This window comes from Butyrivibrio proteoclasticus B316, assembly GCF_000145035.1.
GTDB lineage: Bacteria > Bacillota > Clostridia > Lachnospirales > Lachnospiraceae > Butyrivibrio > Butyrivibrio proteoclasticus.
Genome location: NC_014387.1, coordinates 2,083,433 through 2,099,505, shown reverse-complemented (window position 1 = coordinate 2,099,505; position 16,073 = coordinate 2,083,433). Strand labels below are relative to the sequence as shown.

The 16,073-nt window shown below is 40.6% G+C and carries 11 protein-coding genes; 10 read left to right on the top strand and 1 reads right to left on the bottom strand.

Annotated features, from left to right (window positions below; all coding sequences use genetic code 11):
* Positions 1-38: 38 nt before the first annotated feature.
* From BPR_RS08655 to BPR_RS08645, 3 genes are read left to right on the top strand one after another with little or no spacing between them, the layout of a single operon-like run.
* Positions 39-1,403, top strand: coding sequence for a glycoside hydrolase family protein (locus tag BPR_RS08655; RefSeq protein WP_042256816.1), 1,365 nt, complete (start codon positions 39-41; stop codon positions 1,401-1,403).
* 8 nt (positions 1,404-1,411) lie between these two features.
* A complete protein-coding gene (locus tag BPR_RS08650) occupies positions 1,412-2,893 on the top strand; it encodes a glycoside hydrolase family 32 protein (protein ID WP_013281094.1) in 1,482 nt (493 codons plus the stop codon).
* A 3-nt stretch (positions 2,894-2,896) separates the two neighbouring features.
* Positions 2,897-3,862, top strand: a complete 966-nt coding sequence (locus BPR_RS08645; RefSeq protein WP_013281093.1) for a carbohydrate kinase family protein — start codon at positions 2,897-2,899, stop codon at positions 3,860-3,862.
* Between the two features lie 53 nt (positions 3,863-3,915).
* Here the strand turns inward: BPR_RS08645 and BPR_RS08640 are convergent, their stop codons facing one another.
* Positions 3,916-4,755 carry an AraC family transcriptional regulator gene (locus BPR_RS08640; protein WP_013281092.1) on the bottom strand — a complete coding sequence of 280 codons (840 nt, stop codon included), beginning with the start codon at positions 4,753-4,755 and terminating at the stop codon, positions 3,916-3,918.
* A 124-nt stretch (positions 4,756-4,879) separates the two neighbouring features.
* On the opposite strand from BPR_RS08640, the gene BPR_RS08635 reads away from it, so the two are divergent.
* The 7 genes from BPR_RS08635 to BPR_RS08605 all read left to right on the top strand — a co-directional run bounded on the left by BPR_RS08635 (position 4,880) and on the right by BPR_RS08605 (position 15,947).
* Positions 4,880-8,149, top strand: coding sequence for a DUF5107 domain-containing protein (locus BPR_RS08635; RefSeq protein ID WP_013281091.1), 3,270 nt, complete (start codon positions 4,880-4,882; stop codon positions 8,147-8,149).
* A gap of 11 nt (positions 8,150-8,160) precedes the next feature.
* Entirely contained in the window at positions 8,161-10,908 is a 2,748-nt protein-coding gene (locus BPR_RS08630; protein WP_013281090.1) for a glycoside hydrolase family 2 TIM barrel-domain containing protein, read from the top strand.
* Positions 10,909-11,018: 110 nt separating this feature from the next.
* Positions 11,019-11,216, top strand: coding sequence for a hypothetical protein (locus BPR_RS08625; RefSeq protein ID WP_013281089.1), 198 nt, complete (start codon positions 11,019-11,021; stop codon positions 11,214-11,216).
* 468 nt (positions 11,217-11,684) lie between these two features.
* Positions 11,685-12,614: a DUF1848 domain-containing protein gene (locus BPR_RS08620; RefSeq protein WP_013281088.1), complete on the top strand. Its 930-nt coding sequence runs from the start codon at positions 11,685-11,687 to the stop codon at positions 12,612-12,614.
* A gap of 241 nt (positions 12,615-12,855) precedes the next feature.
* Entirely contained in the window at positions 12,856-13,632 is a 777-nt protein-coding gene (locus BPR_RS08615; protein ID WP_042256810.1) for a YdcF family protein, read from the top strand.
* Between the two features lie 114 nt (positions 13,633-13,746).
* Complete coding sequence (locus tag BPR_RS08610) at positions 13,747-14,361, top strand: MBL fold metallo-hydrolase (protein WP_013281086.1); 615 nt, start codon at positions 13,747-13,749, stop codon at positions 14,359-14,361.
* Between the two features lie 98 nt (positions 14,362-14,459).
* On the top strand, positions 14,460-15,947 hold the full coding sequence (locus BPR_RS08605) for an ICP22 family protein (RefSeq protein WP_013281085.1): 1,488 nt from the start codon (positions 14,460-14,462) through the stop codon (positions 15,945-15,947).
* The last annotated feature ends 126 nt before the right edge of the window (positions 15,948-16,073 follow it).

Below are 16,073 nucleotides of genomic sequence, written 5' to 3'. Positions count from 1 at the left end.
AAGGCAGGGAGGAGATTTTCTCCTCCCTTTTTTAAAAAATGAAAAGAAAAGTTGCCATAATTGCAGCACTTCTTGCTTGTATGCTCACAGGATGTGCTGATAGCCAAAATGCAGATACTCTTTTTCCAAGGGCTGAGGACAGTTATGTTGGAGATGTAATGGCTCTTTCAGAAGAAAATGGAGTATATCTGAATTATTTATATGAAACAGATCATAACGGTGTGGGCTATCATCCCATTCACCGTTTTTATACCAAGGACTTTTTAAGCTTTGAGGATAAAGGAGAAGTTCTTCCTTTTGCAGAGGATTCAGAAATACAGGATCTTGCAGTAGGAACCGGTTCTTTTATCAGGGATGAACAGGGAAACTATCATTGTTTCTACACAGGACATAATGATTACTACGACACATATGGACTAGATAAAGAATGTGTGTTACATGCTACAAGTAAAGATAACAAAAGCTTTACCAAAGACTATGACAATATAATTCATGCACCAAAAGGGTATAGTACAAACGATTTTCGTGATCCGCAGGTTTATAAAACTGATGATGGCTATCTGATGCTTGTGGGAGCAAGAAAAGAAAAAGAAAACGAGAGCGCTATAGTATATTACGAGTCACAGGATTTAGAGAACTGGACTTTTAAGGGAGATTTCTATACCAGTCGGAATCTGTATTTTATGGAATGCCCGGATGTCTTCCAAATGGGAGATAAGTATTATCTGGTATTTAGTTGGAACAACGTGGTCTATTACAGAGTTTCGGATAATTTCTTTGGACCATGGGAAAAAGAGGAGATTGATACTTTCGATGGGGATGGCTTCTATGCAGCCAAAACTTGTGAATACAAGGGTAAGAGGTATCTTATAGGCTTTCTGGACCGCAAAAAAAGAGAAAAGGACAGCCTGAAGTATACATGGGCAGGAAGTGTCCTGGTATATGAACTTAGACAATTATCAGACGGCAGACTTGGGGTATGCATGCCTGATCAATATAATGAATATTTCACAAAAGAACTGTTAAATGCTTCTTCTGAAGATAATGCGCTGGATCTAGGGAAGGTGCCGGAAACTTGTCACCTCTCTTTTGACCTTGATATGGAAGAAGCCGGCAGAATGGACCTGGTGTTTAGTAATCCTGAGAGCGGAGAAGAATACAAGCTTAGCATCGACAATCAGGATGATAATATATCTTTTAATGCTTTTCCTAACAATCAGCCGATCAGGCTGGAAAGCGGAACCAAATATCATATAGATGTTGTGGTTGAAAAAGATATTGTAGTTATTTATGCAGATGGAATAAAAGCTCTGTCAAACAGAATTTATGCAGCTGTGGGAGCGGATTGGGAAATTGAGCTTACAGATGCATTGGCAGAAAATGTAATGATTTACGGTAAGTGAGGATAGAAATGAGTGATAAGTTAAACAAGGCACGTGAATATGAAGAGAGAAAGGAAAAGATGATCGCCCCTGAAATGAGGCCTCTTTTTCATCTGACACCAAGATGTGGATGGATGAATGATCCTAACGGTTTTAGCCTTTATAAGGGTGAATACCATCTCTTTTACCAGTATTATCCATATGAGACAGTATGGGGACCTATGCACTGGGGACATGCGGTTAGTAAGGATCTGATCACATGGGAATATTATCCTGCTGCTATAGCTCCTGATATGGAATATGACAAGAACGGTTGCTTTTCAGGTAGTGCCATTGAAATGGAAGATGGCAGACAACTTCTGGTGTACACAGGAGTTCAGAAAATGGAAGATGAAGATGGCAACATCAGAGAGGTTCAGACCCAGTGTGTTGCTTTTGGTGACGGCAAGGATTATGAGAAGTATGCCAATAATCCTGTAATTGACAGCACTATGCTTCCTGAGGGCGCCGGCAAATATGACTTCAGAGACCCTAAGGTATGGCGTGAAAATGGCAAATATTACATAGTAGTTGGCAATAAAACTGAGGATATCGATGGACAGATATTACAGTTTGTAAGTGATGACGGTATCAACTGGTCCTATGATAAGACTGTTATCAAGAACAATCACAGATTCGGTGTAATGTGGGAGTGCCCTGATTACTTTAACCACGATGGCAAACAGGTCCTTCTCACAAGCCCTCAGGATATGCTTCCTGAAGAGCTTGAGTTCCACAACGGAAACGGCACCTTGTGTGTGATAGGAAGTATCGATGAAAATGGAGAATTCTGCGAAGAAAACTGTCAGGCTGTTGACTATGGTATTGATTTTTATGCGCCACAGACAATCAAGACTCCTGATGGACGAAGAGTCATGATCGGCTGGATGCAGAACTGGGATACATGCGGAATCAGGCGCGATGACTTCCCATGGTTTGGCCAGATGAGTATTCCAAGGGAAATAACTATTAAGGATAACAGACTTATTCAGTGGCCTGCCAGAGAGATAGAGAATTATTACGGCAAAAGAATCAGCAGACAGAATGTACTTATTTCTGATAGTGCTTCACTTTCAAGTATTGAAGGCAGATGCGTAGATATGACAGTAAGAGTCAGATCTACACAGGCAGAGCTTTCATATAAAAAATTTGAAATTCGTTTTGCTGATAATGGCAAGGCTTATTCAACGATTGAATATGACCCTGTTGACAATATTGTTAAGATAGACAGAAAGCATTCAGGAAGCAGAAGAGCCATTGTTCATCAGAGAAGATGTAAGGTTGCAGGAAATAAGGGTGAGATTTCACTTAGACTTGTTCTTGACAGATACAGCATGGAGCTCTTCATCAATAATGGACAGCAGGCAATGTCTATGGTAATCCTTACAGATGTCAGAGCTGAAGGTATCAGTTTTAAGGCAGTTGGAGAACTTCTTATGGATGTTACTATGTATGAGCTTGAGAGGAAATAACTTATGAAAAAAGATGTAGTTGCGCTGGGGGAGTTGCTTATTGATTTTACAGGAAGCGGAGACAGCAACCAGGGAAATCCTTTATTTGAGGCTAATCCAGGCGGAGCACCCTGTAATGTGCTGTCAATGCTTCAGAATTTAGGAGGCAGCACAGCTTTTATCGGCAAGGTTGGAAACGACTTTTTCGGAAGGATGTTAAAAGAGAGAATTGAAAAGCAGGGTATAGACTCTACCGGACTTGTCTTTGACGAGGAGGTAAATACTACCCTTGCATTTGTTAATAAACTTCCAAATGGAGACAGAGATTTTTCTTTTTACAGAAAGCCCGGAGCAGACATGATGCTGACAGCAGAGGATGTTGAGAAGAATGCTGAGCTTATAAGGAATGCAGATGTATTTCATCTTGGAACACTGTCAATGACAGACGAACCTGCAAGAGAGGCAACTGTCAGAGCTGTTACAATAGCTAAAGAGAGCGGAGCAGTCATATCTTTTGATCCAAATTACAGAGAACCTTTATGGAAGAACGTAGACGATGCAATAGATGCTATGAAATATGGCTTTGAAAACTGTGATATCCTGAAAATTTCAGATAATGAGATTGAGCTTTTTACAGGCCTTAAGGATATAGAGGCAGGAGCAAGGAAAATAAAGAGAGACTTTGGTATTCCAATCGTGTTTGCCACACTTGGACCTGAAGGAAGTATAGCTCTTTATAAAGATATGGTGATCAAAAAAGACGGGTACAGAAATCCTGCTACTATAGAGACTACAGGAGCAGGCGATACCTTCTGTGCCTGTGCCATAGATTACGTTCATAGAAACGGACTTGATAATCTGACAAAAGACGGATTGTTTGAATGCCTGTCGTTTGCAAACGCTGCGGCATCCATTATAACCACCAGAAAAGGTGCGCTTTCTGTAATGCCAACCAAAGAAGAAATAACAGCTTTTCTAACAAACAAGTAATGATAAGAATAAAGAATATGCGAAAAGGGATTAACTTTAGGTTGATCCCTTTTTCAATTGTTTTTTGACAGCCTGAATTCTTTTGGTGTGATGCCTTCTCTTTTCCTGAAAGAGTAGCAAAAGGCACTTTCGTCTTCAAAGCCGCAGGCATAAGCAATTTCAGATACAGTCATGCCGGTGTTGGAGAGATTATATTTGGCAGCGGACATACGGGCGGATATCAGAAACTGGTGGGGAGTAAGGCCGGTTTCTTTTTTAAATCTTCTAAGGAAATAGTAGGGCGAAAACCCTGCAAGTTCTGCCATTTCATTTAAGGATATATCTCTGGAAAAGTTATCAGTAAGGTATTCCGTAACTTTATTAATGCCGCTCTGAACGGGCTCTACTGATGCCTTGCCTGACATTAGTTCCAGTAAGATATTGCCTATCATTATACTCATCTGTGCCTCGCTCTTGGCTGAGTGTTCTTCAAAGGATCTAAACAGGCGTCCAAGTAAAGTGTGGACTGCATTAAAGTTCTTGATAGTAAGAATATTGGTATTATCCTGAGTGAGGTTATCGTAGTAGCTTCCTGCCATTTTGCCGTCAAAATGAAGCCAAAGGGTCTTGCATCCTGTAGACGTTCTGTAGGCATGCGGCTTGTAACAGTTAAGAAGGATAACGTCACCTTTTCCTGCGGGCAAGTATTTTCCATCGAGCAATATTTCCATAGTCCCACTCTCAATCAGAATAATGAGATAACTATCATATCTGTTTCTTATAAGTGAGTAGGAAGGCAGGTATTCAAAGCTTCCAATTACTGTAGGGTATAGGAAAAGAGATTTGGAAGTCTCAGTTGGAGTGTAAAAAAAATACTGGGATCCACCTGTTATTTTTTCTTCTGATGAAAACATGCTATAAACCTCGATGATTAGAGCAATTTTTTTATATTATAAGGCAAGTTTAATAATTGAGAAAGTGTATTTTATTATCTAATATAGTTTTTAATAACGAGGAAAATAAAAGGAGCAGAGTAGCATGGATACAGTTAAGATCTGGGAAGAAAAGGTTAAAATTCCAACCTATGACATAGGAGAGCCGGACATTAATCCTATGTTTCTGGAAAAGAGAGTTTATCAGGGAAGCAGTGGCAAGATTTATCCCTACCCTGCGATCCAGGAAATAAAAAGGGAAAAGAAGGACAAGGAGTGGGACGTTGTTTTTCTTGAAAATAAATACATCAAGGTAATGGTTATGCCTGAACTTGGAGGAAGGATCCAAAGAGCCTACGACAAGACAAACGGCTATGACTTTGTGTACTACAATCACGTGATCAAACCTGCGCTTGTAGGACTTACAGGTCCATGGATTTCAGGCGGTATTGAGTTTAACTGGCCACAGCATCACAGGCCAACTACTTATATGAAGGTTGAGTACAAGATAAGGGAAAACGAAGACGGGTCCAAATCGCTTTTATTAGGAGACGTTGACAGAATGTACGGAACAAGGGTTATTACTTCGATAACTCTGTATCCAGATAAGTCTTTTATAGAAATCGAAGGTCAGCTCTATAACAGAACACCGCTTCCGCAGACCTTCCTGTGGTGGGCAAACCCAGCAGTTTCTGTTAATGACAATACCCAGTCGGTCTTTCCGCCTGATGTTCACTCTGTATATGATCATGGTAAAAGAGCTGTATCAAGATTTCCTATTGCGACAGGAGAGTACTACAAGCACGATTACAGTGCAGGTGTAGATATTTCCAGATACAAAAATATCCCGGTGCCTACTTCATATATGGCTGAAAAATCTGATTTTGATTTTGTGGGTGGCTATGACTATGGGAAAGAAGCAGGTCTTTTGCATGTAGCTGATCATCATGTATCTCCCGGTAAGAAACAGTGGACCTGGGGATGCGGAGATTTTGGCAAGGCATGGGATAGAAACCTTACAGATGAAGATGGACCTTATATTGAGCTTATGACAGGTGTCTACTGTGACAATCAGCCTGATTTTACCTGGCTTGGGCCCTATGAGGAAAAGAAATTCAAGCAGTATTTCATGCCATACAAAAAGATTGGATATGTCAAGAATGCAAGCTTGTCAGCAGCCGTAAGCCTTGAAGTTTCGGATGATGAAATAAGGGCCAGAGTATATGCTACAGAGCTGTTTGAAAATGCAAGGATCGTGATCACAAATGACGGCGAGAAGATCCTTGATGAAGAGGCTAATATATCACCTGAAAATGTATACGAGAAAGTTCTTTCCGTGAAAGATGCTGACAGATATAAGGTTAAGATCGCGGTATATCATGAGGGAGAGGAGTTAGTATCTTATCAGGAAAAGAATTATGGTATCCCCAAACTTGCGGAGCCTGCCAAAGCAGCTAAGGCTCCCGGGGATATCCTTACAAATGAAGAGCTATATCTTACAGGTCAGCATATTGAACAGTACCGTCATGCTACCTGGCTACCTGACGGGTATTATCTTGAAGGGCTTAAAAGAGATGAAGGCGATATCAGGATCAACAATGCCTATGGAATGCTTCTTTTAAGAAGGGGCGAGTTTGAAAAATCAGAAAAGTTCTTTAGAAGAGCCATTCAGAGACTTACTCTTTTAAATCCAAATCCATATGACAGTGAGGCTTATTATAATCTGGGATTATCTCTTTTCTATCAGAAGAGGATGGATGAAGCGTATGATGCATTTTATAAAGCAACCTGGACAAGTGCTCAGCAGGAGATGTCTTTTTATTATCTGGCTGTTATAGATGCCATAAGAGGAAGATATGAAGAAGCTCTTATGCTGATAGAAAAAGGGCTTGTTAAGAACTGCCATAACATCAAGGCAAGGGGGCTTAAGGGAGCTCTTTTAACAATTCTGGGAAGGGAAGATGAAGCGAAAAGTTATCTTCATGAGAATCTTGACGTTGATGCTTTCGACTTTGTATCAAGATGGCTCTTATATAAGCTGGATGATAGCTGCAAAGAGAGTGTTATCACCGGTGATATAGAGAATTTCCTTCAGACGGCAAGAGACTTTGCAGAATTTGGAATGTATGAGTATGCAGCTGAAGTACTTGCTGAGTGTAGGCAGGAGAGTCCGCTTAAGTATTACTACAGGGCTTACTACCTGTACATGCTCGGGGAAACTGATAAGAATATCAAAGATGAGCTTAACAGGGCTGAAAATGCTTCATTTAAGTACTGTTTCCCTAATAAGCTTGAAGATATAGTTGTTTTGGAAAAGTGTATAGAGCTTAATCCAAGTGGAGCCAAGGCATATTATTATCTTGGGTGCCTGTATTATGATAAGCTTGGATATGAAAGGGCTGTTAGTCTCTGGGAGAAGTCCAAAGAGCTTGATGATACTTTCCCAACACTACTAAGGAATCTGTCTATTGCCTATTATAATAAGTGTAATGACAAGGATAAGGCAAAAGAGTGTCTTGAGAGAGCCTTTGAACTTAATAAGAGCGATGCAAGAGTATTTCTTGAACTTGATCAGCTATATCAGAGACTTGGATTATCCTGCAGGGACAGACTAAGGAACTTTGAAGAGAACAAAGAGCTGATTTATAAGAGGGATGATCTTTATACTGAGTATGTAACAATACTCAATCTCTGCGGAGAATATGAAAAAGCTCATGCAGAGACAATCAGTCATTCTTTCCAGACTTGGGAGGGCGCTGAAGGTAAGATCACTACGCAGTTTAAGCTATCTCTTTTCATGATGGCAAGAAAGCTTCTGGAGCAGAAGGCGCCTGAGAAAGCAGTAGAGCTTATAGAGGAAGCACTTTCCTATCCTGAGAATCTGGGAGAAGGAAGACTTGAAGGAACCAAGGACAATAACCTTTATTACCTTCTTGCCAGGTGCTATAAGGCTATGGGAGATGAAGCAAAGGCCAAAGAGAATTATGAGAGAGCAACGCTTGGGGGAAGTGAGCCTGCAGGAATGATGTATTACTATGATCAGCCTGCGGATATGATATTGTTCCAGGGAATGGGATTTAGAGAGCTCAAAGATATCAACAGTGCAAATACACGTTTTTATAAGCTTTTGGACTACGGAGAGCACCATGTTAATGATAAGTTTGTAATGGACTATTTTGCTGTGTCAATGCCTGATATGTCTGTATTTGATGCGGATATGGATGTCAAGAACAGGGTACACTGCTATTATCTTATGGGACTTGGCAATATGGGACTTGGCAGGAACAAAGAGGCAAAAGAGTGGTTTGAGAAAGCTCTTTTTCTTGATAAGAATCATCAGCTTGCAGCGTTATACCTTAAAATTTGTGAGGAGTAAGGGTGATAAATATGAGTAACTTTTTAAGTCTTGCCGGAGAGTGGGAGGTTAAGCTTGCAGATGGCAGCAGGCATAAAGCTATACTTCCGGGAACGCTTGATACCAATAACATAGGCTATGAGGATAAGCCGGCAAAAAAGCTTTATCAGGACGAAAACTATATTGAGAATGAAGCGCTTTCTGCAAGTAAGGTGATAGCGACAAGATTTACAAGAAACCATACCTATGAAGGTAAGGCAGTTTTTAGAAGAGTCTGTGATCAGGAAATGGCTGGGGAAAAGAGATATTTTCTGATTGCAGAGAGAGCCAGAGTTTTGGAACTGTCTATTGATGGTGTATCAGTGCCTTCTATATCAGGAAGTCTTTCAACTCCGTATATATTCGAGGTGACAGGTCTTTTACATAAGGGGGCTGTTATAGAGATAACATCGGATAACAGCTACGAGGGGCTTCCTCATGACAACATAGTCTATTCTTCAGCTGCTACCGATGAGACACAGACCAACTGGAACGGGATAATTGGAAGATTCGGCCTGTTGATCAGAGAGAGAACTTTTATCGAAAGCATCAGAGTCTATCCTAAGAGAAGCCTGGAGGATGGCAGATGGATACTCGATACGGAAGTATGTATAGAATCAGATAAATGGTTTAGAGAAAAACTTGAGCTTGAGTTTGAAGAACTTGGCAGAACGGGTACACTCGAGATTGCAGGTACAGCAGGAAAATCGTATTTCAAAATGAGCATTGACGCAGGAGTTCCTGATGACCTTTTATGGGATGAATATGAGGGAAGGCTATGCCATGTAAGAGCGGTGCTTATTAAGAATGCGGGGAAAGAAGGAAGCTCAGATGTATTAGAAGAAGCTTTCGGTATCAGGTCTTTTGAAGATATAGACGGGCATCTGTGCCTTAATGGCCGCAGAATCTTTTTGCGAAGTGAAGCAAACTGCGCTGTTTTTCCGGAAGAAGGGCATCCGCCGGTAAGTGTGGATGCTTGGAAAGAGGTTATCAGAACCTATATGGGTTATGGGGTTAATTGCCTTAGATTTCATTCTCACTGTCCGCCGGAAGAGGCATTTATGGCAGCAGACGAGTTGGGAATCATGATGCAGCCTGAGCTATCTCACTGGAATCCTGCAGATGCATTTTCTGACCAGACGGCAGCAGGCTACTATAGAAGAGAATTATCTGAGATTATCAGAACATATGCTAACCATCCATCCTTCGTGATGATGACCTTTGGAAACGAACTTCAGTACAAAGAGGATGGAGCGCCTATAGTTAAAGAGCTTTTGAAGCTGTGCCACGAAATGGATAAGACAAGGCTTTTTGCGTTTTCTTCAAATGCTTTTTATGGAGAGAAGGGGGCTGACCCTGACAGCGACTTCTACACAGCTATGCGCTATAAAGGTCTACCTATGAGGGCAACCTTTGATGGCATGCAAGGGTATCTTAATAATGAATATCCAAATGCCTGTCATAACTATGATGATACTGTAGCTGAAATACGCAAAGAGTATGAAGGACCTGTATACAGCTTTGAAGTTGGTCAGTTTGAGGTATTACCTGATTTTAAGGAGATAGATCTTTTCCATGGGGTTACAAGGCCGGATAATCTTGGACTGATCAAGGAAAAAGTTGCTAAAAAAGGACTTTTGGATAACTGGGAGAAGTGGGTTGAAGCTACCGGCGAATTATCGTTATTGGGCTATAGAGAAGAGGTAGAAGCAGCCCTTAGAAGCAGAGATTATTCAGGAATATCTCTTCTGGGACTTCAGGACTTTCCGGGGCAGGGAACAGCCCTGGTTGGCATGCTCAATTCTCACCTTGTGCCTAAGCCTTACAGCTTTGCTGAACCCGGCAGATTCAGGAGTTTTTTTACCGATGTGCTGCCTCTTGTATATTTGGAGAAGTACACCTATGTTGAGGATGAGGTTCTAAGAGCAAAGGTCAGAGTTGCAAATTATTCCAAGGGTGACATAGAGGGAAGACTTGAAGTCAGCGTTTGCAAGCAGAAATATGTCTTTTATGAAAACGAGGAAGATAAGCCTGACATCTGCAAACAGGGTAGTCTGTCTGATGTCGGTGAGATAGAGATTAGTCTTAGTAAGCTTGGACTTAAGAAAAATAGCGCAGTTGACCTTCATGTGTCTTTTGCCGGATTTGATAATACTTATAGGATCTTTGTGTACATGCCAGGCAGCCAAAATCCTGTTAAGCCTGCGAACGTGCATCAGACAAAGGTTCTGGATAATGAGGCAAGAAAGGTCCTTGAAAATGGAGGAGTTGTCTTTTTAGCTCCTGATTCCAGCAAAGAGGAAATTCCTTCATCGATTAAATCAACCTTCACTACGGATTTTTGGTCTGTTGGAACCTTTGCAAGCCAGGAAGGCAGCATGGGCCTTTTAATAGATGATAAGCATCCTCTTTTCAGGGATTATCCGACAGACTTTTATACGGATTATCAGTGGTTTATGCAGGCTTCCCAGAGAGCTATTATTTTGCCTGAAGGCATAAAGAGTATAGTGACTGTTATGGATAGCTATGCCTATCTTAGAAATATGGGAATGCTTCTGGAATTTAATTGTCTTAAGGGCAAAGTGTTTATTTCCTCGATGGGGCTTCATGATCTGATGGATTATCCCGAGTGCAGAGCATTGCTGTCATCTATTTATGAATATATTTCCTCAGAGGAGTTCGTGCCTGAACGGAGCATTGATTTTGATGAACTTAAGAAAATGATCTGTTCAGAGTGTTGATCTGCGACGATTTGAGAAAACGATTTAAAGATAGCTGTCTGAGTTTTTGCCAGATATATTTTTGTTTCGTATAAAACTACAGATAACAAAAATAAATGGAGGGGACATAAATGAATACAGCTATGAAAGATGCAGAACTTGAGAAAGTAGCAGGTGGATCACTCTATCTTGATGGAATGAAGAAACATTGCTTACATGAACGCAAATGCCGTACAGGCGGTGAGAGGGACGTTACGAGATGGATCTTCTGGGATGCACACGAGTATCAATATTTCTGTCCTGATTGTAAAGAGATGTTCTGGGATTAAGAATGAGGTATATAATAAAAAGGCTCATGTCAATGACATGGGCTTTTTTATGGTGCGCCTAGCGGCGCACGCTTCTATTAAAATAATAATACCATGACATAGAAATGATAAGATTTGGTATTATGGATGAATTTGAAATAATACTATGACAAATTAAATGGGCGGTTTGGTATTATCAATATTTGAATAAGAAGACTAAAAATGTAGTATTTGTAATAACAAGAACCTGATTATAGCTTGTATGGTATTATAAAAAGACACTGCAAATCTTTTTATAAGATCTTTTCATAATATCAAGAAGCGGTTTTTGTATATTGTGGTATTATTTTGATATTTCATATAGAAAAATTATAATACCAGAGAATAGCATTAGTTCCTAATGTTATTATTTTGAGCAAGAAAATGGTTTGGCAAAGTTAATTTATATACTAAAGGATAGTATAAAAAAATGACAAAGGTATTAGTTACATGATCATAAATACAGGACAGAGAACAGATATCCCGGCCTTTTATCCCAAGTGGCTGGCAAACAGATTCAAAGAGCAAATAGTATGCGTAAGAAATCCATTTAACCCGGAGCAGGTCAGTAGGTACAGGCTGAGCCCGGAAACAGTGGATGTGGTTGGCTTTTGCTCCAAGAATCCTGCGCCTTTCTTTGAATATATGGACATCATTAAGGATTACGGACAATATTGGTTTGTGACTATCACACCATATGGGAGAGATATTGAGCCGCATGTTCCTGACAAACATAAGATTCTTGAAGATTTTAAAACTTTATCACAAATGGTTGGCATAAATAGCATAGGTTGGAGGTATGACCCGATACTCATAAATGACAGATACACAGTAGAGTACCATCTAAGAGCATTTGAGCAGATGGCTGCTTCTCTATGCGGCTACACGGAGACCGTAGTGATCAGTTTTATTGATCTATATGAGAAGGTAAAGAGAAACTTCCCGGCGGTGCGTTCCGTATCAAGGGAAGATCAGTATTTCCTGGGAAAAGAGCTGATAAAGATTGCAACCTCCTATGGTATGGTAGTTAAGCCCTGCGGCGAAGGACAGTTCCTTGCAGAATATGGTGCGGACTGCAGAGGATGCATGACTATAGAAACCTACGAGAAGGCTATAGGACAAAAGCTCATCGTTCCAAATAAAAAGCCCGCAAGAAAAGAGTGCGCCTGCTATCTTTCGGGAGATATAGGTGCTTACGATAGTTGTGGGCATTTGTGCAGATATTGTTATGCCAATAATGATATAGAAGCAGTCAAAAGAAATATGAAGCTTAATGATCCAAATTCCCCATTCCTTATTGGAAATTATAAAGAGGGAGATGTCATTCATGATGTTAAAATGGAATCATATATAGATAATCAGCTGAGCTTGTTTCTATGAATATGACATCTTAGATGAAATTACAGAAACACGCATTTACTGCGGGTTTCGTGAGAATATGATTCAGGTGGCAAATAGGCCCTGCGACGAAGTCGCTTTGGAATGGCCTATTTGCTTGCATCTTGAATCTTTGATTCAAGATGTCATAGATTATCGAATTTCTGAGGAAGAACGGAAATCTGTATTTATATGAATTAAATGATATTGAGAACAAATTCTTATGATAAATTATGGAGAAAGTATGGGGAATAGTATTGCTAATATAACTAAGAAAAAGAGATTTTTATCTCTGAAAAACATATATCTGATCATATCTGTGTTGTCATTTTTGTACTCAATTGCAGTATACATGGTAGGAAGCGGAACATATTCTTTTGTGATATGGATTGCTGCGGCTCTATTCTTTGGCTTTTTATTTGTTATGGACCAGAAGAAGCTGTGGTCAAGAGTTCCAAAGGCTGTCAGATATGCCTTTAGAACAGTAGTTGTGGCAGGAGTACTTGTGTTTACGATATGTCAGGTGTGTATCCTGACTGCCTTTTTTTCTAAGGGAGCACCCGGAGCAGATTATATAATTGTGTTGGGAGCACAGATGAGATCGTCCGGTCCAAGCATCATTTACAAGTATCGTCTGAATTCAGCTATAGAATATCTTAGAAACAATCCTGATACCAAAGTAGTAGTTACCGGAGGTCAGGGGAGCAATGAGCCGATATCTGAAGGAGAGGGCGGAAAGATTTATCTGATGGAAAAAGAGATTTCTGAGGATAGGATAATTGTTGAGAGCACATCACTTGATACCGATGAAAATATAGTAAATGCTATGAAGCTTATAAATCCGGACAAAGATATGACTATAGGCATAGTCACTAACAATTTTCATCTTTTCAGAGGAATGATGCTGGCAAGACGCCATACAGATGCTGAGATAACGGGGATTGCGGCATTTACCGAGTATCAATTTCTTCCTAACAACATGGTAAGAGAAACATTTGGAATATTAAAAGATATTTATTAACTGATTATTTTCTATCGGTTTATAAGGCGAAAAAAGCCATGTTTTTGCTATAATAAAAGCAGTAATATGAGTTTAGTTTTCTATATTTGCTTGGGGTGATTGGAGGGACAGGACATGGCAGCAAAACTACTATATCAGGGACATGCAAGTGTACGTATTGTGACAGATGAAGGAAAAGTAATCTACATTGATCCATTTATGGGGGATGGATACGATCTTCCTGCAGATCTTATTTTGATGACACATGATCACTATGACCACGTTCAGGATAAGCTGATTACTAAGAGAAATGATGGCTGCGACGTGATTAAGTGGACTGATGCGTTACTGGGAGGGAGCCATAACAGCTTCAACCTTGGGTATGTGAAGGTTGATAGTGTGGAGGCCGGATATAATAAGAATCACGACGCTTCTTCATGCGTTGGATTTATCCTCACTTTTTCTGATGGCGTTCAGGTGTATTTTTCCGGGGATACATCGACCACTCCGCATATGACAAGGCTTGAGAGTAGAAAACTTGATTACGCTTTTCTGTGCTGCGATGGCGTCTATAACATGGATGTAAAAGAGGCGTCAAGGTGCGCAAAGATAATAGGCGCCAAGCACAATATCCCATATCATATGGAACCGGTAAAAGACAAAACCGGCTTTGATATGAAGGTTGCTCAGCGCTTTGAAGCTCCCGGTAAAATAGTTCTAAAGCCCGGGGATGAGCTGGAACTTGTGTAAGCTTGATCCTTTTAAGTTAAATTTAGGTTTCGGATTCATAATTGCCTTAACAACAGACCTGATCCAAGTGATCAGGTGTAAAAAGGAGTTAAACTATTATGAAGAGAAACGAGTTAAAGAAAAAACTATCTATTGCAGTTGTATCAATCATGTGCGTAGCACTTACAGCCTGCGGACAAACAAGCACAGCTACTGTTGAAGGTGAAGATACTGCGTCTTCGCAAGAAAGTGTAGCTATAGAAAATACAGAGCTTTCTGAGAATCAGAACGGTGAAAACCCTCCTGAAAAACCTGATGGTGAAGCACCTGATGGAGCTCCGGGAGAGAAGCCTGATGGCGAGGCTCCGGGGAATCCTCCTGAAGGCGGAAGCAGCAGTGCTGATATAGACTATAAGGGAGCAGTAGAGATAACAGGCGCTGATTCGCAGGATGGAGAGACCTATGCTAGTACTACTGCTGATGAAAGTGCTCTTTTGATCGCTACATCCGATGATGTTGAGATTACAAATGCTACAGTTACCAAGACCGGGGATTCTGATGGCGGAGATAACTGCAATTTCTATGGACTAAATGCAGCTGTTCTGGTAAAAGATGGTTCAACAACCACTATTTCAGGAGCAAGTATTACATCAGATGCTGACGGAGCCAACGGCGTATTCTCCTATGGCGGAAACGGCGGTAAAAATGGTGCTGAGGGAGATGGAACAACCGTAATTATCTCTGACAGTACAATTACAACTACAGGAGATGGCTCTGGCGGTATCATGACAACCGGAGGCGGCATTACCAAAGCTTCTGATCTTACTGTTGAAACCAGCGGAAGATCATCAGCAGCTATTAGAACTGACAGAGGCGGAGGTACTGTTTCAGTAAATGGCGGTACATATACAACAAACGGGCTTGGCTCACCTGCTATTTACTCAACTGCGGACATAACGGTTTCTGATGCAACTCTTGTGTCTAACCTTTCAGAGGGAGTCTGCATCGAGGGTATTAATTCTATTACCTTAAATGACTGTGATATGACTGCCAATAATACTGATACCAATGGCAATGCAACATTCTATGATACGATCATGATATACCAGTCTATGTCAGGAGATGCAGACAGCGGTACATCTACTTTTACTATGAATGGCGGTACACTTACCAGTAAGAATGGTCACGTATTCCATGTTACTAATACAACAGCTGTGATCAATCTTGAGAATGTTAAGATTGTTAATGAGGATTCTGAGAATATCCTTCTTTCAGTCTGTGCAGATGGCCGGAACGGAGATACAAATACAGCTACATTAAATGCAATTGGCCAGACACTCGAGGGAACAATTCTTGTAGGTAGTGATTCTGAGCTTACGCTTAACCTTACAGATGGTTCAGACTTTACCGGAACAATAGATGGAAACATAACAAATGCCAAAGGAGAAGAGGTTTCTACAGAGGTTGGAACTGTTACGGTTTCTATAGATAAGAACAGCACCTGGACTCTTACAGCAGATACTTACATCACATCCTTTGACGGAGATATTTCCTGCGTCGATACAAACGGATATACTCTTTATGTAAACGGAGTAGCACTTAATTAAATAGAATTCAGTAAAGGACCATGGGCTTGCCCCATGGTCTTTTATGATATAGGGTATTTCTCCGAAATTCCTATATCACACGCTCCGCTAGGGATTGAAGCGGTTAATCATTGATGAGTTTTGTGT